Origin of the sequence: Streptomyces sp. NPDC058664, from assembly GCF_042716635.1 — a bacterium.
Lineage (GTDB): Bacteria > Actinomycetota > Actinomycetes > Streptomycetales > Streptomycetaceae > Streptomyces.
In genome coordinates, this window is record NZ_JBHXRW010000015.1 from 127,119 (window position 1) to 150,449 (window position 23,331).

A 23,331-nucleotide genomic window follows, 5' to 3' on the forward strand; every position below is an offset into this window, starting at 1 on the left:
CCACATGCGAGACATCGAGCGGTCCATCGGCGCCGTCCTCGGGTCCGCCGCGGGCGACGCCCTGGGCGCTCCCTTCGAGTTCGGGCTTCGGGGCGTCTTCCGGGAACACTTCCCCGACGGCGTGGGCGAGTTGCGCGGGGGCGGCGGCTGGGATCCCGGCGAGGCCACGGACGACACGCAGATGGCCGTCCTCGTCGGGGAATCGCTCCTCGAACGACGCGGCCTCGACCTGCCGGACATCTTCGACCGGTTCCGCCGCTGGGCGGAAGCCGATCCGAAGGACATCGGTCTCCAGACCGAGCAGGTGCTGCTCGGCGGAGACCCGTGGGACCTCGCGGCCTCGCTGCACTTCCAGATCAACAGCCGGGCCGCGGGGAACGGTTCGCTCATGCGGGCCTCGACCTCCGCCGTGCACTTCGCGGCGCGGGGCAGGACCGCGACGATGGATGCCGCCCGCCGTATCAGCGCCCTGACCCACGGCGACGGAGCGGCCGGGGAGGGGACGGCGATCCTCCACGAGCTGATCCGCGTCGCTCTCCTCGGCGAGGATCCGGTCGCCGCCCTGCCCGCGACGCTCGCCGAGGTGTCCCCGTCGCACCGTGAGCGCTGGGCGACGGTCCTCGCTCCCGGCTGGCACCCGGATCACGCCACCGAGTTCAACGGCGCGGTCTGGCCCTGTCTCGGATCGGCGGTGTGGGCGCTGCGCACGACGGGCTCCTTCGAGGATGCGCTCGTCGCGGCGGTCGACCTGGGTGGCGACACCGACACCGTGGCGGCGGTGACCGGCATGCTCGCGGGCGCCGTGTACGGTGCCGGTGCGATCCCCACCCGCTGGACGTCCGTCCTGCACGTCCCCCTGCCCGGCTGCGGCGACCGCGTCCTGCGCGCCGACGATCTCCGGGATCTGGCCGCGGCCCTGTCGGCGGACCCCGGCCCTTCCTGACCCGCTCCCTCCGCTCCTTCCCGTCAGCTCCGCGCGCGGACCGTGGCCAGGACGTCGCGGTCCGGTTGGAGAGTGAGGCTCGGGACCGGGCGGATGTCGTCGGTGGTGAGGTCCAGGTGGTAGCGGCGGGCGAGGACCCCGAGAATCAGGACCGCTTCGACGAGGGCGAAGCGGGTACCGAGGCAGACGCGCGGGCCGCCCCCGAAGGGGAACCAGGCGTATTCGGGTATCTGCTCGGCGGGTTCGCCGTCCTCGGTGGTGAGCCAGCGCTCGGGGCGGAAGGCTTCCGCGTCGCCGTACCAGCGGGGGTCTCGGTGCGTGGCCCACTGGCTGGTCCAGACGCGGGTGCCGGCGGGGACCGGCGTACCGCCCAGGGTCGCGCCCTCCTTGGCCAGGCCGGTGATGAGCCAGATCGTCGGGTAGAGCCGCAGGGTCTCCTTGATGACGGCCTGGGTGTAGGTCAGGGACGCGTAGTCGTCGTAGCCCGGTTCGTGGTCGCCGAGGACCCGGTCGAGTTCCTCGGCGAGGGCCTCGCGGACGCGGGGGTTACGGGAGAGCAGGTACCAGGCCCAGACGAGGGTGGAGCTGGTGGTCTCGTGGCCGCCGATGTAGAGGGTGACGGTCTCGTCGCGGATCTCCTCGTCGGACAGGGGAACGCCGGTCTCGTCACGCGCGGCGAGGAGCCGGCTGAGGAGGTCGGGGCGCTCGGTCTCGCCGTCCCGGTGGCGGGAGACGACCCGGGAGACCTCCGCGTCGATGACGGCGGTGGCCCGCTTGATGCGGGCGCGGCCGGGGGTCGGGACCCAGTCGGGCAGCACGGCTCCGATGCCGCTGAACTCGGCGCCGATCTCCTTCTGTGCGATGTCCATGGCCTGCCCGATCGCTTCGGCGTCCGCGGCGGTGTCGACGCCGAAGATGGTGCGGACGGCGACGAGTTGGGTGAGGGCGGCCATCTCCTTCTTGATGTCGATCTGTTGTCCGTCGGTCCACCGGTCGGCGAGGGCGACGGCGCATTCGGCCATGGTCGCCGCGTAGGAACGGACCTGCTTGGGGCGCACGGAGGGCTGCACCAGGGATCGCTTGCGTCGCCAGTCGGCGCCTTTGGAGACGATGACGCCGTTGCCGAGGAGGGTGCGGAAGGCGATGCCGAGGTCGGGCTGGTCGAAGCTCCGCTCGACCTCGGTGAGGAGCTCGCCGACGGTGTCGGGGTGGGCGATGAAGAGGGAGGGCTTGCGGCCGAAGCGCCAGCGGACGGTGTCGCCGCGGTCACGGAGCTGTTCGAAGAAGCCGAGCGGGTCCTTGCCGAAGGCGGGCAGGTTCCCGAGGAGGGGTACTCCTCGGGGGCCTTCCGCGATGTCCGGTGACGGCGGTGTGGTGCCGCCGTGTGTCCCGGCGCGCGGATGACCGGCTTGCGTGGTCATGTGAGTCCCCTCCCCAACTGGCCTGCCCTGCTTGTGAGTCCATGCAAGCGGAAGGGCCCTGGACACGCCACCCCTGTGGACAACCACCTGTGGACAACACCCCGCGGACAACGGTCGGCGACGAGCGGCTCCCTGGTGTCCAGGAACGTCGAGTGCCCGGGGGCGGGGGGGCCCCGGCCCACGACCCGTAGGGGCGGGGGGGGGGCCGCCGGCAGCCCCCCCAGCTGTAAGCGACCACACCCCACAGCCCCCCCCGGGCGGCCCCGGGGCGCCCCGGGGTTCACCCCCCCGTGGGGGGGCGGGGGGGGGGGGCCCCCGGCCCCCCCCCCCCGAAGGGGCGGGGAGGGAGCCGCCGTCAGCCCACCGAGCTGTACGCGACCACACCCCTCAGCAGCGCGTCCACTGCCTTGCGGGCGTTCTTGGCGACGGTGCTGTTCTCCTTGGGCGCCGCCGCCGCGATCTGTCCGAGGACGTCGATGACCTGCTTGCACCAGCGGACGAAGTCGCCGGCGGGCATCTCGGCCTCCCGTAGCACCTCGTCGAGGCTCTTGTCGGACGCCCACTGGTAGGCGGCCCAGGCGAATCCGAGGTCGGGTTCGCGCTGGCCGACCCCCTCCGCCTGGTGGATCTTGAACTCCTCTTCGAGGGCGTCCAGGCGGCCCCAGATCCTGACCATCTCGCCGAGTGCCGCCTTGGCGTTGCCGCTGGGCAGCTTGGGCGCGACGGCGTCGTCGGACTGGCGCGCCTCGAACACCAACGCGGAGACGCAGGCGGCCAGTTCGGCCGGTGTGAGGCCTTCCCAGACGCGGTCGCGGAGGCATTCGCTGGCCAGCAGGTCGAGTTCGCCGTAGAGCCGGGCGAGCCGCTTGCCGTTGTCGGTGACGTCGTTGCCCCGGAGGTAGTCGAGTTCGGTGAGGAGCGCGACGATCCGGTCGAAGGTGCGGGCGATGGTGTTGGTGCGGCCTTCGATGCGCCGCTCCAGCTGCTGGGTGTCGCGCTGGAGACGGTGGTAGCGCTCGGCCCAGCGGGCGTGGTCCTCGCGCTCGTCGCAGCCGTGGCAGGGGTGGGCGCGGATCTCGGTGCGCAGCCGGGCGATCTCGCGGTCGTCGACGGCGGCGGAGCGCTGCTTGTGGTGGCGCTCGGGGTTGATGTGTCCCGCCTTGCTGCGCAGCGCGGAGGCGAGGTCGCGGCGGGACTGGGGGGAGCGCGGGTTGAAGGTCTTGGGGATCCTCATGCGCTCCAGTGCCTCGACCGGGACGGGGAAGTCGATGGAGGCGAGCCTCTTGACCTGCCGTTCCGCGGTGAGGACGAGGGGGCGTGGTCCGTCGTGGTGCTCGAAGCCGCGGTGGCCGTTGGTGCGGCCGGCCGGGATGCCGGGGTCGAGGACCAGGGCGAGTCCGGCGAACTTGCCGGTCGGGACGTGGATGACGTCGCCGGCCTTGAGTTTCTCCAGGGAGCTTGCCGCCTGGGCGCGGCGCTGGGCGGCGCCCTGCTTGGCCAGCTCGGTCTCGCGGTCCTTGAGGTCGCGGCGGAGCCGCGCGTACTCCTCGAAGTCGCCGAGGTGGCAGGTCATGCCCTCGCGGTAGCCGTCGAGTCCCTCCTCGTTCCGCTGTACCTGTCGGGAGATCCCGACGACCGAGCGGTCGGCCTGGAACTGGGCGAAGGAGGTTTCGAGGAGCTCGCGGGAGCGGTGGCTGCCGAACTGGTCGACGAGGTTGACCGCCATGTTGTACGAGGGCTTGAAGCTGGAGCGCAGGGGGTACGTGCGCGTGCCGGCGAGTCCGGCGAGGTGCTCCGGGTCGAGCCCGCGCTGCCAGAGGACGACGGCGTGGCCTTCGACGTCGATGCCACGGCGTCCGGCACGACCGGTGAGCTGGGTGTACTCGCCGGGGGTGATGTCGGCGTGCTGCTCGCCGTTCCACTTGACGAGCTTTTCCAGGATGACGGTCCGCGCGGGCATGTTGATGCCGAGGGCGAGGGTCTCGGTGGCGAAGACGGCCTTCACGAGGCCGCGGACGAAGAGCTCCTCGACGACCTCCTTGAAGGTCGGGAGCATGCCGGCGTGGTGGGCGGCGATGCCCCGCTCCAGGGCTTCGAGCCACTCGTAGTAGCCGAGGACGTGGAGGTCCTCGGTGGGGATGGAGGCGGTGCGCTCCTCGACGATCTCGCGGACGCGCAGGCGTCCCTCGTCGTTGTTGAGCCGGAGTCCGGCGTACAGACACTGCTGTACGGCGGCCTCGCAGCCGGCCCGGCTGAAGATGAAGGTGATCGCGGGCAGGAGCCCTTCGGCGTCGAGGCGCTCGATGACCTCGGGCCGGCCGGGGGTCCAGATGCGGGTGCGCTGGCGGCGCTCGCGCTCGCGGTCGGCCTCGCGGATCATCTTGCCGCGCCGCCGGTCGCGCGGGTTGTACGTGCTGTTCTCGGTGCGGGCGAGGCGGAGGAGGTCGGGGTTGAGCTCGCGCCGGGAGGCTCCGCGGCCGCCGTGGTCGGTCTCCTCCTCGAAGAGGTCGTACATCCGGCGTCCGGCGAGGACGTGCTGCCAGAGGGGGACGGGCCGGCTCTCGGAGACGATGACCTCGGTGTCGCCGCGGACGGTGTCGAGCCAGTCGCCGAACTCCTCGGCGTTCGACACGGTCGCGGAGAGTGAGACGAGGGTGACGGATTCGGGGAGGTGGATGATCACTTCCTCCCAGACGGCGCCGCGGAAGCGGTCGGAGAGGTAGTGGACCTCGTCCATGACCACGTAGCCGAGGCCGGAGAGGGCCTGGGATCCCGCGTACAGCATGTTGCGGAGGACTTCGGTGGTCATGACCACGATCGGCGCGTCGCCGTTGACGCTGTTGTCACCGGTGAGGAGGCCGACCTTGTCGGCGCCGTACCGTCTGACGAGGTCGGCGTACTTCTGGTTCGACAGCGCCTTGATGGGTGTCGTGTAGAAGCACTTGCGGCCCTGGGTGAGGGCGAGGTGGACGGCGAACTCGCCGACGATGGTCTTGCCCGAGCCCGTGGGCGCGGCCACGAGCACGCCCTTCCCCGCCTCGAGTGCCTGGCACGCCTCGATCTGGAAGGGGTCGAGACCGAACTCGTACATCTCGCGGAACGGGGCCAGCGCGGTGGCCTGCTCGGCGTTGCGGGCGCGGGCGGCCGCGTACGCCTCGGCTGGTGTGAGGTCCTCTGTCATCTTGTTGTCGAGCCTACCCGCCCCCTGTGACAGTGACGCGATCTTTATCGAGGGGAAGTGGAGGGGCCGTCTCCGGGCAGGTGGGCGGGTGCGAGGACGTGCAGGGCACCGGGGACGCATTCCACGGTGAGGGGCAGCGGGCCGAGGGGCTCTCCGTCGGCGTAGCCGGTGGTGTCGGGGGCGTCGAGGGTGAGGGAGCGGGCCCGGTAGGTGGTGACCTTGGGGTGGCTGAGGTGGGTGCCCTTGTAGACGCGGGGGAAGACCTTGATCAGGGTGGTGCGGTCGCAGTCGCCGACGACGGTGACGTCGAGGAGTCCGTCGTCGGTGCGTGCGTCCGCGCAGATGCGCATGCCGCCGCCGTAGGAGCTGCCGTTGCCGACGGCGACGAGGGTGGCGTCGACCTCCACGACGCGCTCGCCGTCGAGGGTGAGGCGGTACGGGACGGGCCGGAAGCCGGCGAGCTCGGCGAGGATCGCGAGGTCGTACTTGAAGCGTCCGGCGGGGAGGCGCATGCGGTTGCCCCGGTCGTTGACGCGGGAGTCGAAGCCGGAGGCGAGGACCGTGCCGTACCAGCGGGGGGCGGTGGCCTCGGTGGTGCCGTCGGTGGTGGGCGGCCCGCCGTCGGTCCGCCCGAGGATCCGTCCGAGGTCGGTGCTCCGGCCGCCCGTGGTCCTGAGGATCCCGGCGGTGACGCGTGCCGCGGCGCCCGGGTCGCGGACGGGCAGGCCGAGGGTGCGGGCGAAGTCGTTTCCGGTGCCCGCGGCGATGACGCCGAGGGGGGTGCGGGTGCCGGCGACGGCCTGGAGGGCGAGGGAGATCATGCCGTCGCCGCCGACGGCGACGAGGGCTCCGGTGCCCGCGGCGACGGCCTCGCGGGCGCGTCGCAGGGCGTCGGCGGCGTCGTGTCCGAGGACGGTGCGGACGGCGAAGCCCGCGTCCCTGAGGGCGCGGGCGGCGGGCCGGGCGGCGCGGGCGCCGCGACCGCGGCCCGCGGTGGGGTTGACGAAGAGGGTGATGTCGCTGCTCATTGGGGGTCCCCCCGGACGGAGTCTGGGGGGACCCTACAAGATCAGGTGATGTCGTCGTACCCGTTGACCCGGTGCGGGCTGACGGCGCCGGGCTCTCCGGTGGCCTGCTCGGGCAGGGCCCGGGAGGCGGCGACCGGTTCGAGGGCGGCGACGGGCTCGGGGCTGAGGTCGAGCACGGACGCCTCGTCGTCGCCGAGTCCGGCGTCGGGGTTGTTGCGCCTGCGTCGCCGGTCGTTGAGGAGGGAGAAGCCGACGGCGCCGAAGTACAGGAGGGTGACGGGGCCGGCGAGGGCGATCATGCCGACGGGGTCGGTGGTCGGGGTGATGACGGCGCCGAAGACGAAGACACCCATGATCACGCCGCGCCACCAGCCGGCCATGCGGCGGCCGGTGAGGACACCGGTGAGGTTGAGCATCACCAGGACGAGCGGGAGCTCGAAGGCGAGGCCGAAGACGAGCACCATGCGCAGGGTGAAGTCGAGGACGTCGTTGAGCGAGAGGAGGTTCGCGGAGCCACTGGGCGTGAGGCTGATGAGGACCTTCACGCTGATGGGCAGGATCAGGTACGCGAGGTAGGCGCCGGCGGAGAAGAGCGGCACGGCCGCGCCGACGAAGGCGTACGTGTACTTCTTCTCGGTCTTGTGAAGTCCGGGCGCGACGAACGCCCACAGCTGGTAGAGCCAGACCGGACTCGCGACGACGAGACCCGCCGTCAGGGACACCTGGATCGTCGTGCTGAAGGGGGCCATCAGCGTGTTGAAGGTGACGGTCGCGCAGTTTCCGCCGTCACTGGTGACGCCAGGTGGGCACTTGGGCACCGATTGCGCCAGGAACACCATGAGCTTCTCGCTGTACACGAGAGCGACGATCGTCACCGCGACGATGGCGAGGAGACCTTTCGCCAGTCGGTTGCGGAGCTCACGCAGGTGCTCCACGAGGGGCATCCGGCCCTCGGGGTCCTTCTCCTGTTTGCGGGCAGACTTGGGCAACCCACGTCCTCATCTCGTGCGGCAGGCCGCCGCCCGGTGCGGCGGCCGCGGCGGACCGGGTCAGCGCTTGGTGGTGTCCGAGGGCTCGGTCACGGGACGCGAGCTGGACACGTCTCCGGGAGCGGCCTGGATGGTGCGCGGGGCGGGCTGGTCCGGCGCGGTGGTTCCCGTGCCGGTGCCGGCGTGCGGCGGGTCGGCGGGGGCGCTCTGCTGGTCGTCCGACTTCATCGCCTTGGCCTCACTCTTGAGGATGCGGGCCGACTTGCCGAGCGAGCGAGCCATGTCCGGGAGCTTCTTGGCGCCGAACAGCAGGATGATGACGACGAGAATCAGAATGATCTCGGTGGGGCCGAGCCTACCCATAGCTGTGTACCTTCTTCACCGAGGCGACATGGAGTGCGTGCCCGGCGGGTCGGACAAGCATCCGGCCACCGCGCTGTCTGCGATCGTAACCCGCAGGAGTAAACGCAGGGCAATGCCCGTGCATACTCCCGATTGCGTCCCCCGCGTACCGCCGGGGGCGACTTCGCGCAGCGTACGGCACGGATTCAGCGCAGGGCCTCGCCGGTTCGGGCCAGGCCGGCGGCGGCTGTTTCGAGCTCTTCGGCGGCCTGGCCGATCTGTTGTGTGGTGCGGGCCACTTGGCGGCCGAGGCGCTGGACCTCGATGAAGACCTTGACGGCGAGGACGCCCAGGACGGCGAGGCCGAGGAAGCCGAGGGCGATGGCGAGCATGGGCCAGAACATGCGCCGAGCCTAGACCTTGGGCGCGCGGGGCGCTCAGGCGGTGGTGTGGAGGCGCAGGGTCCGGACGCCGCCGCCGGTGAGGAGTTCGACGATGCGCTCGCCGGCGGGTTTGCGTACGGAGCTGCCGCACTCGGGGCAGGTGAAGGAGTAGAAGGTGGTGCGGCGGCTCGCCCCGATGGCGAGGCGCAGGGCGCTCGCGGAGAGTTCGAAGCGGGAGCGGCAGTCGGGGCAGGCGGCCTTGAAGAGGACCGGGGCCATCGCCACCGTAAAACCGTGCATCACGGACATTTACCTCATCTCTCGTCTCCCGTGCCCACGCGCCCGCGTACGTCCGCGTCCGTCTTCCGGGCCGCGTTCATCTCCCGGACCGCGTCCGCCTCCTGGGCGCGTACGCGCGTGTCCACCTCCCGGGCCGCGTACGTCGGCACGCGGCCCGGCCTCACATCGGCAGCCGCGTCCGCACGGCGTCAGCGGCTACGTCCCTCACAGCGTCCGCCGGGCGGAGAACGTCACTCGCCCTCGTACGCGGCGAGCGCGGCGGTGGCGGCCGTCCTCGCGTTGTCGGCGAGATCCTGCGGCGCGACGATCCGCCCGTCACTGCCCAGCCGCAGCGCGAGCCGGCGCAGCGAGGCCGGGTCCGGTGTGCGCAGGGTGATCCGGAGCCCGCCGTCGGGCAGTTCGTCGGCCCGGTCGTGCGGGTAGTACTCGGCGACCCAGCGCCCGCCCGGGCCGACCTCGACCACCACTTCCGGGTCGTCGGCGGACGGCTGGACGAGGCCCTCGGAGAGGTCGCGCAGCTCCAGCTCCGGCGGCGCCGCCTGCTCGTCGAGGATGCGGATCTCGGCCACCCGGTCCAGCCGGAAGGTGCGGCGCGCCTCGGAGAGCCGGCACCACGCCTCCATGTACGTGTGGCCGACGGCGAACAGCCGGATCGGGTCGACCTCGCGCTCGGTGAGCTCGTCGCGCGCGGGCGAGTAGTACCGCACCCACAGGCGTCGGCGCTCCGAGATCGCCCGGTCGACCTCGGCGAACACCCCTCCCTCGGACTCGAAGGTCACCGAGAGCCGGGAGCTGGCCCCGGCGGCCTCGCCGGCCGCCGCCTCCAGCTTGGCGGTGGCGCGCAGCAGCGCCTCCCGGTCGCTCTCGCGGAGTCCCGGCAGGGTGGCGACGGCACGGGCGGCGACCAGGAGGGCGGTCGCCTCGTCGGCGGCGAGCCGCAGCGGCGCGGCGACGTCGTCCGGGTTGTGCCACCAGATCCGGTCGCCGTCGGTGTCGATGTCGAGGAGGTCCCCGCCGCGGAAGCTCGTACCGCACATGGGCAGTACGTCGAGGTCGGAGATCAGCTCGTCCTCGGTGATCCCGAAGGCGCGCGCGACGTCGGCGACGTGGGCGCCGGGGCGCTCCCGGAGGTAGGTGACGAGCGACAGCATCCGCCTCGTCTGGTCGATCGCGTTGGCAGCCATGCGGTACGTCTTCCCCTCAGCCCTTGGCCACGGCACGGAGCCGGTCCACCACGTCGGCCCGCAGATCGGCCGGTTCCAGTACGACGACATCGGGGCCGAACTCGACGAGCCAGGCGTCGAGCCCGTGCCCGTACGGGATCTCCAGTTCGTCCCAGCCGTCGGCGCCCTCCCGCACGGACTGGGCGCGGGCCCGCAGCGGGTAGCCGCAGCCGGCGCGCAGCCGGATCCGGGCCGAGCGGGTGGCGGTCTCCCCCGCCCAGCTCTCCACGGTCTCGCGGACGGTGACGACGTCCGGCACGGGCGCGGTGAACGCGCCGGCCCGGGAGCGGACCTTGCCGGTGATCCGGGAGAGCCGGAAGACGCGCTCGGCGCCCCGGTCGCGGTCCCAGCCGGCCAGGTACCAGTGGCCGCGCCAGCATTCGAGGGTCCAGGGCTCGACATGGCGGGCCTCGGGGCGGGCGGCGTTGGCCTTGCGGTAGTCGAAGACGACGGGCCGGCGGTCGCGGCAGGCCAGCATCAGCGGCTCGAAGGCGGCCTCGTGGACCGGGATGCGCGGCTCGAGGGCGCTGGGCTGGACGTCGTACGAGTCCTCCGCCTCCGGCATTCCGGCGGCGCGGAGCTTCTGGAGGGCGCCGCTGGCCGCGCCGGCGAGGCGGGCCTGCTGCCAGACCTTCGCGGCGAGGCCGAGCGCGGCGGCCTCCTCGGCGTCGAGGGTGATGGGCGGCAGCCGGTTGGAGTCGCGGCGGGCGAGGTAGCCGGTCTCGCCCTCCAGGTTCTCGACGGTCTCGATGACCAGGCCGAGCTCGCGCAGATCGTCCTTGTCGCGCTCGAACATGCGGTTGAAGGCGTCGTCCCCGCTCGCTTCGAGGTAGGCCTCGATGGAACCGCGGAGTTCACGCTTGCTCAGCGGGCGGCGCGTCCCGAGCAGGCACAGCGCGAGATTCATCAGCCGCTCGGACTTGGCAATCGCCATCGACGCCCCGCACCTCTTCTGCCGGATCACTGGTCGGACGTCCGACCGTACCGCCCCGGAGTGTCGGGGCCAAAGCCGAGGGCCCCCGCCACGGATGGCGGGGGCCCTCGGAGGACCGTCACCGGTCGGACACGACGGGTCAGGCGGCGACCAGGTCGCAGACGAAGATCAGCGTCTCGCCCGGAGCGATCTTGCCGCCGGCGCCACGGTCGCCGTAGGCGAGGTGGGCGGGGATGATCAGCTCGCGACGGCCGCCGACCTTCATGCCCTGGACGCCCTGGTCCCAGCCCGCGATGACCTGGCCGGCACCGAGCCGGAACGGGAGCGGCTCGCCGCGGTTCCAGGAGGAGTCGAACTCCTCACCGGTGGAGAAGGCGACGCCCACGTAGTGGACGAGGACGTTGGCGCCGGCCTTGGCCTCGGCGCCGTCACCCTCCCAGATGTCCCTGATCTTCAGGTCCTTCGGCGGCTCGCCGCCCGGGAAGTCGACCTCGGGCTTCTCGATGCTCACTGAACTGCTCCTCATACTGATGAACTGCGTGATCGGGACAGTCTTACATCTTCGTCAGGATGTCCACGGCGAACACCAGCGTGGAGTTCTTCGGAATGCCCTGCTGCTCCTTGTCGCCGAACGCCTCGGACGGCGGGGCGACGATGAGGACGCGGCTGCCGACCTTCTTGCCGACGAGACCGTCCTTGAGGCCCTTCAGCGTGAGCTGCGCGAGCGGGAAGTTCGCGGGCTTGCCGGTGGTGTACGTCGAGTCGAAGACCTTGCCGTCCTTCCAGAGGGCGGCGACGTAGTTCACGACGACCGTGTCGGTCGCCTTCACGGCCTCGCCCTTGGACTCGATGACGTAGTTCGAGACGAGCTTGGTCGGCGGGTCGGTCTTCGGCACCGTCAGCGTGGGCGCCTTGCCGTCGGTGTTCGTCCCGACCTTCGGCAGGTCCTTGTTCTCCTGGGCGACGGGGGTACCCGTGGCGGACTTCGGGATCGTGACGGACTTCAGGATGTCCACGACGAAGACGAGGGTGGCGTTGGGCTTGATGTCGCCCTGGCCCTGCGCACCGTAACCGAGCTCCGGCGGGATGCCGATCTCGACGCGGCTGCCGACCTTCTGGCCCTCGAGGCCCTGGTCCCAGCCCTTGATGACCTGGCCGGCGCCGAGCGTCAGGTCGAACGGCTGACCCCGGTCGAAGCTGTTGTCGAAGGGCTTGTCGGAGTCCCAGGCCTGACCCAGGTAGTTCACCTGGAGCGCGTCGCCCTTCTTCGTCACCGCGCCCTTGCCCTCGCTGATGACGTTGACCTTGAGTTCCTTGGGCGGGTCGCCCTCGCCCTTGGCGAGGGTCGGCTTCTCCCCGAACTTCTGACCCGCGGTGATGGCGGGCAGTCCGTTCTTCATCGAGGCGGAATCGGAGCCCTTGTCGTCGCTGCCGCACGCCGCTGTCGAGAGCAGCAGCAGCGGGACGACGAGAAGGCCGGCAAGTCGGCGCACGTGTTCCTCAGATCTCAGACGGCACAGTAGTTGTGCCGACACTCTAGGCGCTCCTCCTGTCACGTCGAGGGCCCCGCACGCCAAACGTACGGGGCCCCACCGGTCGGTACGACCTGCCTACATTCCGGCGATCAGCTTTTCGACCCGGTCGTCGACGGAGCGGAACGGGTCCTTGCACAACACGGTGCGCTGCGCCTGGTCGTTCAGCTTGAGGTGGACCCAGTCGACGGTGAAGTCCCGCCGCTGCTCCTGGGCGCGGCGGATGAAGTCGCCGCGGAGCCTGGCCCGAGTGGTCTGCGGGGGCACCGACTTGCCCTCGAAGATCTTCAGGTCGTTGCAGATCCGTGCCGCCTGCCCGTTCTTCTGCAGCAGGTAGTAGAGCCCACGACGGCGGTGGATGTCGTGGTAGGCGAGGTCTATCTGCGCGACCCTCGGGTTCGACATGGTCATGTTGTGCTTGGCCCGGTAGCGCTCGATGAGCCGGTGCTTCATGACCCAGTCGATCTCGGTCTCGATCCGGTCGAGCCGCTCGCTCTCGATCGCGTCGAGCGTACGGCCCCACAGCTCCAGGACCTGGGCGACGGTGCCGGTCCTGATCCCGCGGCGGTCGACGAAGTCGACGGCCTTCTCGTAGTACTCGCGCTGGACCTCAAGGGCGGAGGCCTCGCGGCCGCTGGCGAGCCGGACCTTGCGCTGACCGGTGGTGTCGTGGCTGACCTCGCGGATGGCCCGGATGGGGTTCTCCAGGGTCAGGTCGCGCATCACCGTGCCCGCCTCGATCATGCGGAGCACCAGGTCGGTGGCGCCGACCTTGAGCAGCATGGTCGTCTCGGACATGTTCGAGTCGCCGACGATGACGTGCAGCCGGCGGTAGCGCTCGGCGTCGGCGTGCGGCTCGTCCCGGGTGTTGATGATGGGCCGCGAGCGGGTGGTCGCGGAGCTGACGCCCTCCCAGATGTGCTCGGCGCGCTGGGAGACGCAGAACACCGCGCCCCGCGGGGTCTGGAGGACCTTTCCCGCGCCGCAGATGAGCTGCCGGGTGACGAGGAACGGAATGAGGATGTCCGCGAGCCGGGAGAACTCGCCGTGCCGGGCGACGAGATAGTTCTCGTGGCACCCGTACGAGTTTCCGGCCGAGTCGGTGTTGTTCTTGAAGAGGTAGACGTCGCCCGCGATTCCCTCCTCGTGCAGGCGGCGTTCGGCGTCGACGAGCAGGCCCTCGAGAATGCGCTCGCCGGCCTTGTCGTGGGTGACCAGTTCGGTCACGTCGTCGCATTCCGGTGTTGCGTATTCCGGATGCGATCCCACGTCCAGGTACAGGCGGGCGCCGTTCCGCAGGAAGACATTGCTGCTGCGGCCCCATGACACGACACGGCGGAAGAGGTAGCGCGCCACTTCGTCAGGAGACAGTCGGCGCTGTCCCCTGAACGTGCACGTGACGCCGTACTCGTTCTCCAGCCCGAAAATGCGGCGGTCCATGTCTGAACATTACGCCTGACGGCCTGTGCTGAAACCGGGTTGGACGTTCCCGTTTCGATCATTTTCCGATCAGTGCGTGTTCTTTTCGCTGTGTACGGGGGTGGAGGCGCCCGCGCCGACGGCGTGTCGCGCGTCGGCCGCCGGGGTGTCGGGGCCCGTGGGCACGCCGAGCACGCGGCCGGTGGCGAGGAGGACGAGGAAGGCGACCAGGCCGCCCGCCCCGGCGACGGCGAATCCGGTGACCGTCCCCGCGAGTTCGACGGCGGGCCCCGCGACGGCGGAGCCGAGGGCCGAGCCGACGCCGAAGGTGGTGACGAGCCAGGAGAAGGCCTCGGTCACGGTGCCGCGCGGCGCGTGCCGGTCCACGACGATGAAGGCGCAGGCGAGGACGGGCGCCAGGAACACGCCGGAGAGGACCGAGAGGCCGGCCATGGCGACGGGGCCGGGCGTGAGCACGAGCGGCAGGTAACAGACCGCGAGGAGCAGCACGAGGACGCGCAGGCGCCGCTCGGGCGCCCCGGACCACTGCCGGGCGCCGTAGGCGACGCCGCCGAGGAGCGCGCCGAGACCGAGGGCGGCCATCAGCCAGCCGTAGACGGCCGGGGTGCCCCGGTCGTCCGCGTAGGCGACGGCGGCGACGGTGATGGAGCCGAGGGCGAGGCCGACGAAGAAGAAGGAGCCGAGGAGGGCGAGGAGCCCGGGCGAGCGCAGGGCGCCCAGCCAGTGGGCCTCCCGGGGCGCGGAGCGCCAGGCGCGGGAGGGCTCGGAGAGGACGACGGCGAGGGCGCCGAGGACCCCGAGGAGGTTGATGACGAGGAGGGCGGCGGCGGGCGACCACAGGGAGACGAGGAGGGTGAGCAGCAGCGGGCCGACGGTGAACATGATCTCCTGCGCGACCGCGTCGAGGGCGTACGCCCGGTGGACCCTGTCCTCGCGGCCGAGGACGCTCGGCCACAGGGCGCGCAGGCCGCCTTCGAGGGGCGGGGTGAAGAGGCCGGCGAGGACGACGGCCGCGTACGCGAGGGCGAGGTGGCCGGTGCCGACGAGGGCGAGGAGGGCCATGCCGAGGGCGGAGAGGACGGCGGCGGGCAGCTGGACGCGGGGCTGGCCCTTGAGGTCGACGGCGCGGCCGAGGAGGGGCTGGCCGACGGCGGTGGCGACGCCGTAGGCGGCGATGAGGCCGCCGGCGAGGGTGTAGCTGCCGCCCTGGTCGCGGACGAAAAGGGTGATGGCGATGGGGCCGGTGCCGTTGGGCAGGCGTCCGACCAGGGTGCCGGCGAGCAGCCGGGCGGCGTGCGGTGCCCGGAGTATGTCGAGATAGCCGCCGTGTGCCCGGGCCTCGGTGGCCATGTGGTCTCCCCTCGCCTCGGACAGCGCCGAGGTTTTACGTATAACGTCCTGCGTCATACGTACCATGTCGGCTGTACGCGGGTCCAGCCCGCACCCTCGAACCGTCCGACGCGGAGGCCCCAGTGCAGACCCCGGAGCCGCTCGGCGGCACCCGCCCCACCAGCCGGGACGTCGCCCGGGCCGCGGGCGTCTCCCAGGCCACCGTCTCCCTCGTGCTCGGTGACAAGTGGCGCGGCCGCGTCTCCGAGCGGACCGCCGGGACCGTCCGGGAGGCCGCCCGGAACCTCGGCTACCGGCCCAACCTCGCCGCCCGCAACCTCCGGCTCGGCCGTACCCGGACCGCCCTCCTCGTCGTCCCGGCCCTCACCAACGAGTTCTTCGCCCACGTCTACACCGGCGCCGCCACCGCGGCGGCGGCGCACGGCTTCGGCGTCGTCCTCTACCCCTCCCCCGACGGCCTCGGCCCCGCCCGTGACCCCTTCGCGTCGGCGCAGGCCGCCCTCGACGGGGTGATCGCCTCCTCGATGGCGACCGACGCCCTGGAGGCCTTCCGGGACACCGACCTCCCGCTCGTCATGCTCGACAGCGACCCGGCCGACCCCGGCGCCGCCGCCCATGTGAACCTCGACGTCGCCGACGGGATGCGCCGGGTGACCGACCACCTCCTCGGTCTCGGCCACCGCCGCTTCCTGCACCTGGCGTCCGCCGCCCCGTCCTGGACCTTCGACGTGCGGGCCGCGACGCTCGCCCACGCCCTGCGCGGGACGGAGGTGCGCACCGTACGGTCGCCCCTGAACATCGCGGACGCGCGGGAGGCCGCCGGCCTCGCCCTCGGGGCACCCGGCCCCCTGCCCACGGCCGTGATCTGCGACGACGACATCCTCGCGGTCGGCGTCTGCAAGGCCGCGCGCCGGCTCGGCCTGCGGGTCCCCGAGGACCTGTCGGTCACCGGCTTCGACGACATGGCCCTGGCGACCGTGGTCGAACCGGAGCTCACCACCGTGCGGCTGCCCGCCGAGGAGTTCGGCCGGAGGGGCATGGAGGCGCTCCTCGCCGTCCTCGCGGGTGAACCGCCCCGCTCGGTCTCCCTGCCCGTCGCCCTGGTCCCCCGGGGCTCCACGGGGCCCGCACCGGCCCTCTGAGGGCCGGACAGACCGAAGGGGCCCCGGTGCGCCGACGCGCACCGGGGCCCCTTCGGGCCGATCCGTCTACTCCTCGGGGGCCTCGTCCGAGGGCTCGTCCGTCTTCGTCACCGCCGCGTTGTCCGCCTGCATGAGACGGGACAGCTGACGGCCGACGATCCGCTTGAACTTGCGCTGCTGCGGGCGCGTGCGGTCCAGGACCGCCACCTCGAGACGCTCGGCGGGGATCTCCCGCTCACTGCCGTTGGTGTCCCGCGACAGGGCCTGTACGGCCAGCTTCAGGGCCTCGGCCAGGGACATGCCGTCCCGGTGCCGCTGGTCCAGGAAGGAGCTGATCTGCTCCGCGTTGCCACCGACCGCGACCGAGCCGTGCTCGTCCACGATCGAGCCGTCGTGCGGCAGCCGGTAGATCTGGTCGCCCGAGGCCTCCTCGCCGACCTCGGCGACGACCAGCTCCACCTCGTACGGCTTCTCCCCCGCGCTGGAGAAGATCGTGCCCAGCGTCTGGGCGTAGACGTTGGCCAGACCGCGCGCGGTGACGTCGTCCCGGTCGTAGGTGTAGCCCCGCAGGTCGGCATAGCGCACGCCGCCGATGCGGAGGTTCTCGTACTCGTTGTACTTGCCGGCGGCGGCGAAGCCGATCCGGTCGTAGATCTCGCTGAACTTGTGCAGTGCGCGGGACGGGTTCTCGCCGACGAAGACGATGCCGTCGGTGTACTGGAGGACGACCAGGCTGCGGCCTCGGGCGATGCCCTTGCGGGCGTACTCCGCCCGGTCGGCCATGGCCTGCTGGGGTGAGACGTAGAACGGAGTGGACACCGGCGGTCCGTCCCTTTCTTCTGGGCTTCTACAGAGCGACGAGTGGTCAGAGCAGGGCGGCGCGCGGCCCGTCGGGCTGCTCCAGGCGCCGCTCGGTGATCGACCGGGCGAGACCGGAGGACTCGGCCTCGGTGAGCCTGCGGTAACCCTCGTCCGTGATGACCGAGACGATCGGGAAGATCCGGCGCGCCATGTCGGGACCGCCGGTCGCCGAGTCGTCGTCCGCCGCGTCGTAGAGCGCCTGGACGACCAGGGTGGTGGCCTCCTGCTCGGTCAGGTCGGCGCGGTAGAGCTTCTTCATCGAGCCGCGCGCGAAGATCGAACCGGAGCCGGTGGCGGCGAAGCCCTGTTCCTCGGAGCGTCCGCCGGTCACGTCGTACGAGAAGATCCGGCCCTTCTCCTTGGCCTCGTCCCAGCCGGCGAAGAGCGGCACGACGGCGAGCCCCTGCATGGCCATGCCGAGGTTGCCCCGGATCATGGTGGAGAGACGGTTCGCCTTGCCCTCCAGGGAGAGCGTGACGCCCTCCACCTTCTCGAAGTGCTCCAGCTCCAGCTGGAACAGCTTCACCATCTCCACGGCGAGACCGGCGGTGCCGGCGATGCCGACGGCCGAGTACTCGTCGGCCGGGAAGACCTTCTCGATGTCGCGCTGCGCGATCATGTTCCCCATGGTGGCCCGCCGGTCACCGGCGAGGACGACCCCGTCGGCGAAGGTCGCCGCCACGATGGTCGTGCCGTGCGGCGCCTGGACGATGCCCTCGGGGAGCTTCCGGTTGCCCGGGAGCATCTCCGGCGAGTGGCTGGCCAGGAAGTCGAAGAACGAGGACGACCCCGGCGTCAGGAAGGCCGCCGGCAGACGCCCGGTGCTACGAGGGTTGGCTTCCACGCGATTCCTTCCGGGTGGGAGAGTCGGCCCGCCGTGGGACGCGCGGGCCGATCTTGATTGCTGTGCACGGACCTTACCCGTGCCACCGCTTGTCATCCGTCCCCGGACCCACGGCTTTCTCCGGGGCTCCGGGGACGGAGGACGACAGGCGCGTGGGGCGGCTACTGGCCACCCTTTTGAACGAAGGACCGCACGAAGTCCTCGGCGTTCTCCTCGAGTACGTCGTCGATCTCGTCCAGGACGGAGTCCACGTCCTCGCTCAGCTTCTCCTGGCGCTCCTGGAGGTCGGAGCTCGCCTCCGTGGTGGTCTCCTCGACCTCCTCCGTGGAACGCGTCGCCTTCTGCTGTCCGCCGCCGGTGTCCTTGGTCGCCATATCCCTCACCCCGCTCGAATCGACCCGCTCGGTTGAGTCCGTACAAGATCAGACCCTATACGCGGGGTCCGACTTCGGCCCCGCGATTTCCACAACGCCCGGGCACTCTTTCCATGATTCCCAGTGCCGGGGTATTTCAGGCCCGCGCCGGGCCTCCGATCAGCCGCCGGACAGGACCCGGACCAGTTCCTCGGCCGTCCGGCAGCGGTCCAGGAGCGACTTCACATGGGCCTTGGTGCCGCGCAGCGGTTCCAGGGTCGGGACGCGCTGGAGCGAGTCCCGGCCGGGCAGGTCGAAGATCACCGAGTCCCAGGAGGCCGCGGCGACGTCGTCGGCGTACTGCTCGAGGCAGCGGCCCCGGAAGTAGGCCCTGGTGTCCTCCGGAGGCGCCGTCTCGGCCCGCTCCACCTCGGACTCGTCCAGGAGCCGCTTCATGCGCCCGCGGGCCGCCAGGCGGTTGTAGAGGCCCTTCTCGGGGCGTACGTCCGCGTACTGGAGGTCCACCAGGTGCAGGCGGGGGGCGTCCCACTCCAGGGCGTCCCTGCGCCGGTAGCCCTCCATGAGCTCCAGCTTGGCGATCCAGTCGAGCTCGCCGGCCAGGCTCATGGGGTCGTTCTCGAGCCGGTTGAGGGTGTCCTCCCAGCGGGTCAGGACGTCCTTGGTCTGCTCGTCCGCGTCCGCGCCGTACCGCTCCTCCACGTACTTCCTGGCCAGCTCGAAGTACTCCATCTGGAGCTGCACCGCAGTGAGTGTCCGGCCGCTGCGGAGCGTGACCAGGTACTGGAGGGTCGGGTCGTGCGAGACGTGGTGGAGGGTGCGCACGGGCTGGTCGACGGCGAGGTCGACGGTGATGAACCCGTCCTCGATCATCGACAGGACCAGCGCGGTGGTGCCCAGCTTGAGGTAGGTCGAGATCTCGGAGAGGTTCGCGTCGCCGATGATCACGTGCAGTCGGCGCCAGCGCTCGGCGTCGGCGTGCGGCTCGTCCCGAGTGTTGATGATGGGGCGCTTGAGGGTGGTCTCCAGGCCCACCTCGACCTCGAAGTAGTCGGCGCGCTGGCTGATCTGGAAGCCGTCCTTCCGGCCGTCCTGACCGATGCCCACCCGTCCCGCGCCGGTCACGACCTGGCGGGAGACGAAGAAGGGGGTGAGGTGGCGCACGATGTCCGAGAAGGGGGTCTCCCGCTTCATCAGGTAGTTCTCGTGCGTGCCGTAGGAGGCGCCCTTGTTGTCGGTGTTGTTCTTGTAGAGGTGGATGGGCTGGGCGCCGGGGAGCTGGGCGGCGCGCTCGGCGGCCTCCGCCATGATCCGTTCGCCGGCCTTGTCCCAGAGGACGGCGTCGCGCGGGTTGGTGACCTCGGGCGAGCTGTACTCGGGGTGGGCGTGGTCCACGTAGAGCCGCGCCCCGTTGGTGAGGATGACGTTGGCGAGGCCGATGTCCTCGTCGGTGAGCTGGCTGGAGTCGGCGGCCTCGCGGGCGAGGTCGAAGCCGCGGGCGTCCCGCAGCGGGTTCTCCTCCTCGAAGTCCCAGCGGGCGCGGCGCGCCCGGTGCATCGCCGCCGCGTAGGCGTTGACGATCTGGGACGAGGTGAGCATGGCATTGGCGTTCGGGTGTCCCGGGACGGAGATCCCGTATTCCGTCTCGATGCCCATTACTCGCCGTACGGTCATGCGGCCCTCCTTGCCCGGCGGCGCTCACTGTGCGCGACTCGGCGGTACCGATGAGCCTAGAGCGGCTCCGCGCTGGTGGGGAGATCAGTTGCGTATTTCCCTGTGCTGTGATGCCGGGGGAAATGCTGGATGGAATGCGTCGGCTGCGGATGCCCGGTCTCCGGGCATCCGCAGCCGGTGGGCGTTTTACAGGTACTGACCGGTATTGGCCACCGTGTCGATGGAGCGTCCGGTGTCCGCGCCCTGCTTTCCGGTGACGAGGGTGCGGATGAACACGATCCGCTCGCCCTTCTTTCCGGAGATCCGGGCCCAGTCGTCGGGGTTGGTGGTGTTGGGCAGGTCCTCGTTCTCCTTGAACTCGTCCACGCAGGCCTGGAGGAGGTGGGAGACGCGGATGCCCTTCTGGTTGTGGTCGAGGAAGGCCTTGATGGCCATCTTCTTGGCCCGGTCGACGATGTTCTGGATCATCGCGCCGGAGTTGAAGTCCTTGAAGTAGAGGACTTCCTTGTCGCCGTTGGCGTACGTGACTTCGAGGAAGCGGTTCTCCTCGGATTCGGCGTACATCTGCTCGACGACGGACTGGATCATGGCGTGGGCGGCGGCGGCCTTGGATCCGCTGTGCTCGGAGAGGTCGTCGGCGTGCAGGGGCAGGGTGGCCGTGAGGTACTTCGCGAAGATGTCCTTCGCGGCCTCCGCGTCCGGGCGCTCGATCTTGATCTTGACGTCGAGCCGGCCGGGTCGCAGGATCGCGGGGTCGATCATGTCCTCGCGGTTGGAGGCGCCGATGACGATGACGTTCTCCAGGCCCTCCACACCGTCGATCTCGGCGAGCAGCTGGGGGACGATGGTGTTCTCCACGTCCGAGCTGACACCGGAGCCACGGGTGCGGAAGAGGGATTCCATCTCGTCGAAGAAGACGATGACGGGGGTGCCTTCGCTCGCCTTCTCCCGGGCACGCTGGAAGACGAGGCGGATGTGCCGCTCGGTCTCGCCGACGTACTTGTTGAGGAGCTCGGGGCCCTTGATGTTGAGGAAGTAGGACTTCCCCGCGGGCTGTCCGGTCACCTCGGCGACCTTCTTGGCCAGGGAGTTGGCCACGGCCTTCGCGATCAGCGTCTTGCCGCAGCCGGGCGGGCCGTAGAGCAGGATGCCCTTGGGCGGCCGCAGTTCGTGCTCCTTGAAGAGGTCCGGGTAGAGGTAGGGGAGCTCGACCGCGTCGCGGATCATCTCGATCTGGCCGCCCAGACCGCCGATCTTGTCGTAGTCGACGTCCGGGACCTCTTCGAGGACGAGTTCCTCGACCTCGCTCTTGGGGACCACCTCGTAGACGTAGCCGGACCTGGAGTCGAGCAGCAGGGCGTCACCGGCGCGGATGGTGACGTCCAGCAGAGGCTCGGCGAGCCTCACCACCCGTTCCTCGTCGGTGTGCCCCACCACCAGGGCGCGCTCGCCGTCCTCGAGGATCTCCTTGAGGGTGACGATGTCCCCGGCGCGCTCGAACTCCATGGCCTCGACCACGTTGAGCGCTTCGTTGAGCATGACTTCCTGGCCGCGCTTGAGCTCGTCGAGCTCGATGCTCGGGCTGACGTTCACCCGGAGCTTGCGGCCCCCGGTGAAGATGTCGCACGTGCCGTCCTCGTTGGCCTGCAGGAAGACACCGAAGCCGGCCGGCGGCTGTGCGAGCCGGTCGACCTCCTCCTTGAGGGCCACGATCTGGTCGCGGGCCTCACGGAGCGTGTTCGCGAGTCGTTCGTTCTGCGCGGACACGCCGGCCAGGTTGGTCTGCAGCTCGACGATCCGCTCTTCGAGAATCCTCGTGTGTCGCGGAGAGTCGGCGAGCTTGCGGCGCAGGACGGCGATTTCCTGCTCGAGATAGGCAACCTGTCCGGCGGGGTCCTCAGACCCTCGCCCGGGCCGGATGCCGCGGTTGATGTCGTCGTCGTGGGCTGCCACGGTCCTCACCTCCTCCAGGGGGAGCTGGACGCTTCCTGACCCTACCTGCGTGGGTGGTGATTGAAACCCCTAGATCAAAAAGACTCCGAGGTGTGTCCGATCTTCACCCTTGCGCTTCCCCTCTCGCCAGAGGGAATACCCACCCTTCACGGCTTGAAAGCGGGCGGTTGTATCGTCGTCATGGGCCAACACCCTTCGGAGGGGGCCCGACTTACCCGCGATATGCGATTCGAGAAGCAGGAACGGCAGGAGATATGACCGTGCAGCACGAGGTCCCGTCCGTGGGCGCCGAGGACGCGCTGGAGGTCTGGATCGATCAGGACCTGTGCACCGGGGACGGGATCTGCGCGCAGTACGCTCCCGAGGTCTTCGAGCTGGACATCGACGGGCTCGCTTATGTGAAGAGCGCCGACGACGAGCTCCTCCAGGACGTGGGGGCCTCGACCCCGGTCCCGCTGACGCTGCTCCAGGACGTGGTGGACTCGGCGAAGGAGTGCCCGGGTGACTGCATCCACGTGCGTCGGACCGCGGACAAGGTGGAGGTGTACGGGCCCGACGCGGAGTGACGGGTCAGGTGCTGCGCGCGTCGGCCCGTCCGTCGCGTACGAAGGCGCCGTCCTGCCAGTGCCAGCTGACCTGCTCCTTCTCGTCGGGGCAGCAGCTGGGGACGTCGGGGGACGAGTAGCCGAGCAGGGTGGCGAGGACGGCTCCGTCGCGTACGTCGAGCTCGGTGACGTTCTTGCGGAGCCCGGGGTCGACGAGGGTGGCGACCACGCGCGCGGGGGCGCCGGTCTCCTTGCCGCGGACGAGGACGTAGACGCCGTCCGGCGGGGTGCCGGAGCCGGCTTCGCAGTGCACGACCGCAACGGTCTCGGGGTTCCCGTCCCCGTCGAGGTCTCCTGTCGCCCGTTTCGCGACCGTACGGGGGCCTCCCGCGCAGTCCAACGGGTAGGCGACTCCGGCGGCCTCGGGGGCGGCCGCGGGGCGCGGGGCGGCGGCCGGGGCCGCGGTGGCTCCGGCGGGGCCGGGCTGGAGCAGCCCCGCGAGGGCGACGACCGCGGCGGTGGCCGTGGCGGTGGCCAGCCAGTGGGCCGGCCGGGCCCGGGTGTGGGCGAGGTCCGCGAGGTCCGGGGCGGCGGAGGGCTGCACGCGAGACGTCTCCTGTGGGGGTGGTGCGGTGGGTTTCGGGGCATCGTGCCACACGTCACAGGGGGACGGAACAGCTGGGGTCGGCCGGTGGCCGTGCTCGTGGAACAGCTCGCGGAGCGTCCCGTGGAACATGAGGACGCCGTCGTGGGGGGGGGCGCCCGGGGGGGGGGGGGGCCCCCCCCGGGGGGGGGGGGGGGGGGGGGGCCGGCCCGGGTGGGGGGGTCGGAGTTGACAGCGGAGGCGGGCGGTGCGGGGGGGGGCGGGGGGGCGC

The 23,331-nt window shown here is 70.9% G+C and carries 22 protein-coding genes; 3 read left to right on the forward strand and 19 right to left on the reverse strand.

Annotated elements, in window-relative coordinates:
* Positions 1–4 precede the first annotated feature (4 nt).
* Complete coding sequence (locus tag ACFWUY_RS15065; protein WP_384107367.1) at positions 5–943, forward strand: ADP-ribosylglycohydrolase family protein; 939 nt, start codon at positions 5–7, stop codon at positions 941–943.
* A 23-nt stretch (positions 944–966) separates the two neighbouring features.
* On the opposite strand, the gene ACFWUY_RS15070 is transcribed toward ACFWUY_RS15065, so the two are convergent.
* The 13 genes from ACFWUY_RS15070 to ACFWUY_RS15130 all read right to left on the reverse strand — a co-directional run bounded on the left by ACFWUY_RS15070 (position 967) and on the right by ACFWUY_RS15130 (position 15,066).
* On the reverse strand, positions 967–2,364 hold the full coding sequence (locus tag ACFWUY_RS15070; protein WP_384107369.1) for a cytochrome P450: 1,398 nt from the start codon (positions 2,362–2,364) through the stop codon (positions 967–969).
* Between the two features lie 355 nt (positions 2,365–2,719).
* On the reverse strand, positions 2,720–5,545 hold the full coding sequence (locus ACFWUY_RS15075; RefSeq protein WP_384107371.1) for a DEAD/DEAH box helicase: 2,826 nt from the start codon (positions 5,543–5,545) through the stop codon (positions 2,720–2,722).
* Between the two features lie 44 nt (positions 5,546–5,589).
* Positions 5,590–6,573 carry a diacylglycerol kinase gene (locus tag ACFWUY_RS15080; protein ID WP_384107373.1) on the reverse strand — a complete coding sequence of 328 codons (984 nt, stop codon included), beginning with the start codon at positions 6,571–6,573 and terminating at the stop codon, positions 5,590–5,592.
* Positions 6,574–6,614: 41 nt separating this feature from the next.
* Positions 6,615–7,517: a twin-arginine translocase subunit TatC gene (gene tatC, locus ACFWUY_RS15085; RefSeq protein ID WP_384107414.1), complete on the reverse strand. Its 903-nt coding sequence runs from the start codon at positions 7,515–7,517 to the stop codon at positions 6,615–6,617.
* A 105-nt stretch (positions 7,518–7,622) separates the two neighbouring features.
* On the reverse strand, positions 7,623–7,925 hold the full coding sequence (tatA, locus tag ACFWUY_RS15090; RefSeq protein WP_384107375.1) for a Sec-independent protein translocase subunit TatA: 303 nt from the start codon (positions 7,923–7,925) through the stop codon (positions 7,623–7,625).
* Between the two features lie 185 nt (positions 7,926–8,110).
* Positions 8,111–8,308 carry a hypothetical protein gene (locus ACFWUY_RS15095; RefSeq protein ID WP_384107377.1) on the reverse strand — a complete coding sequence of 66 codons (198 nt, stop codon included), beginning with the start codon at positions 8,306–8,308 and terminating at the stop codon, positions 8,111–8,113.
* Between the two features lie 33 nt (positions 8,309–8,341).
* The gene (locus ACFWUY_RS15100) at positions 8,342–8,596 is read right to left on the reverse strand and encodes a hypothetical protein (protein WP_384107379.1); all 255 of its coding nucleotides are present in this window, start codon (positions 8,594–8,596) and stop codon (positions 8,342–8,344) included.
* 221 nt (positions 8,597–8,817) lie between these two features.
* Positions 8,818–9,771, reverse strand: coding sequence for a helix-turn-helix transcriptional regulator (locus ACFWUY_RS15105; protein WP_384107381.1), 954 nt, complete (start codon positions 9,769–9,771; stop codon positions 8,818–8,820).
* A gap of 16 nt (positions 9,772–9,787) precedes the next feature.
* Positions 9,788–10,744 (reverse strand): helix-turn-helix transcriptional regulator, encoded by a 957-nt coding sequence (locus ACFWUY_RS15110; protein WP_384107383.1) that lies wholly within the window; start codon positions 10,742–10,744, stop codon positions 9,788–9,790.
* A gap of 139 nt (positions 10,745–10,883) precedes the next feature.
* The gene (locus ACFWUY_RS15115) at positions 10,884–11,255 is read right to left on the reverse strand and encodes an FKBP-type peptidyl-prolyl cis-trans isomerase (protein ID WP_384107385.1); all 372 of its coding nucleotides are present in this window, start codon (positions 11,253–11,255) and stop codon (positions 10,884–10,886) included.
* 43 nt (positions 11,256–11,298) lie between these two features.
* Positions 11,299–12,237 carry an FKBP-type peptidyl-prolyl cis-trans isomerase gene (locus ACFWUY_RS15120; protein WP_384107387.1) on the reverse strand — a complete coding sequence of 313 codons (939 nt, stop codon included), beginning with the start codon at positions 12,235–12,237 and terminating at the stop codon, positions 11,299–11,301.
* A gap of 117 nt (positions 12,238–12,354) precedes the next feature.
* Positions 12,355–13,716 carry a Pup--protein ligase gene (pafA, locus tag ACFWUY_RS15125; RefSeq protein ID WP_384107389.1) on the reverse strand — a complete coding sequence of 454 codons (1,362 nt, stop codon included), beginning with the start codon at positions 13,714–13,716 and terminating at the stop codon, positions 12,355–12,357.
* Positions 13,717–13,785: 69 nt separating this feature from the next.
* Entirely contained in the window at positions 13,786–15,066 is a 1,281-nt protein-coding gene (locus tag ACFWUY_RS15130) for an MFS transporter (RefSeq protein WP_384107391.1), read from the reverse strand.
* A 122-nt stretch (positions 15,067–15,188) separates the two neighbouring features.
* Between ACFWUY_RS15130 and ACFWUY_RS15135 the strand changes: the two genes are divergently transcribed.
* Positions 15,189–16,208, forward strand: coding sequence for a LacI family DNA-binding transcriptional regulator (locus ACFWUY_RS15135; protein WP_384107393.1), 1,020 nt, complete (start codon positions 15,189–15,191; stop codon positions 16,206–16,208).
* A 66-nt stretch (positions 16,209–16,274) separates the two neighbouring features.
* Here ACFWUY_RS15135 and prcA read toward each other — a convergent pair whose 3' ends face one another.
* The 5 genes from prcA to arc all read right to left on the reverse strand — a co-directional run bounded on the left by prcA (position 16,275) and on the right by arc (position 21,911).
* Positions 16,275–17,027, reverse strand: coding sequence for a proteasome subunit alpha (prcA, locus tag ACFWUY_RS15140; RefSeq protein ID WP_384107395.1), 753 nt, complete (start codon positions 17,025–17,027; stop codon positions 16,275–16,277).
* 46 nt (positions 17,028–17,073) lie between these two features.
* Positions 17,074–17,913 carry a proteasome subunit beta gene (prcB, locus tag ACFWUY_RS15145; protein ID WP_384107397.1) on the reverse strand — a complete coding sequence of 280 codons (840 nt, stop codon included), beginning with the start codon at positions 17,911–17,913 and terminating at the stop codon, positions 17,074–17,076.
* Positions 17,914–18,074: 161 nt separating this feature from the next.
* Positions 18,075–18,287, reverse strand: a complete 213-nt coding sequence (locus ACFWUY_RS15150; protein WP_053194491.1) for a ubiquitin-like protein Pup — start codon at positions 18,285–18,287, stop codon at positions 18,075–18,077.
* A 159-nt stretch (positions 18,288–18,446) separates the two neighbouring features.
* Positions 18,447–19,958, reverse strand: coding sequence for a depupylase/deamidase Dop (gene dop, locus ACFWUY_RS15155; RefSeq protein ID WP_384107398.1), 1,512 nt, complete (start codon positions 19,956–19,958; stop codon positions 18,447–18,449).
* Between the two features lie 186 nt (positions 19,959–20,144).
* Positions 20,145–21,911, reverse strand: coding sequence for a proteasome ATPase (gene arc, locus ACFWUY_RS15160; protein ID WP_384107400.1), 1,767 nt, complete (start codon positions 21,909–21,911; stop codon positions 20,145–20,147).
* 254 nt (positions 21,912–22,165) lie between these two features.
* Here arc and ACFWUY_RS15165 point away from each other — a divergent pair, with 254 nt between their 5' ends.
* On the forward strand, positions 22,166–22,477 hold the full coding sequence (locus ACFWUY_RS15165) for a ferredoxin (protein ID WP_384107401.1): 312 nt from the start codon (positions 22,166–22,168) through the stop codon (positions 22,475–22,477).
* Positions 22,478–22,481: 4 nt separating this feature from the next.
* Here the strand turns inward: ACFWUY_RS15165 and ACFWUY_RS15170 are convergent, their stop codons facing one another.
* Positions 22,482–23,060, reverse strand: coding sequence for a hypothetical protein (locus ACFWUY_RS15170; RefSeq protein ID WP_384107404.1), 579 nt, complete (start codon positions 23,058–23,060; stop codon positions 22,482–22,484).
* Positions 23,061–23,331: the final 271 nt, after the last annotated feature.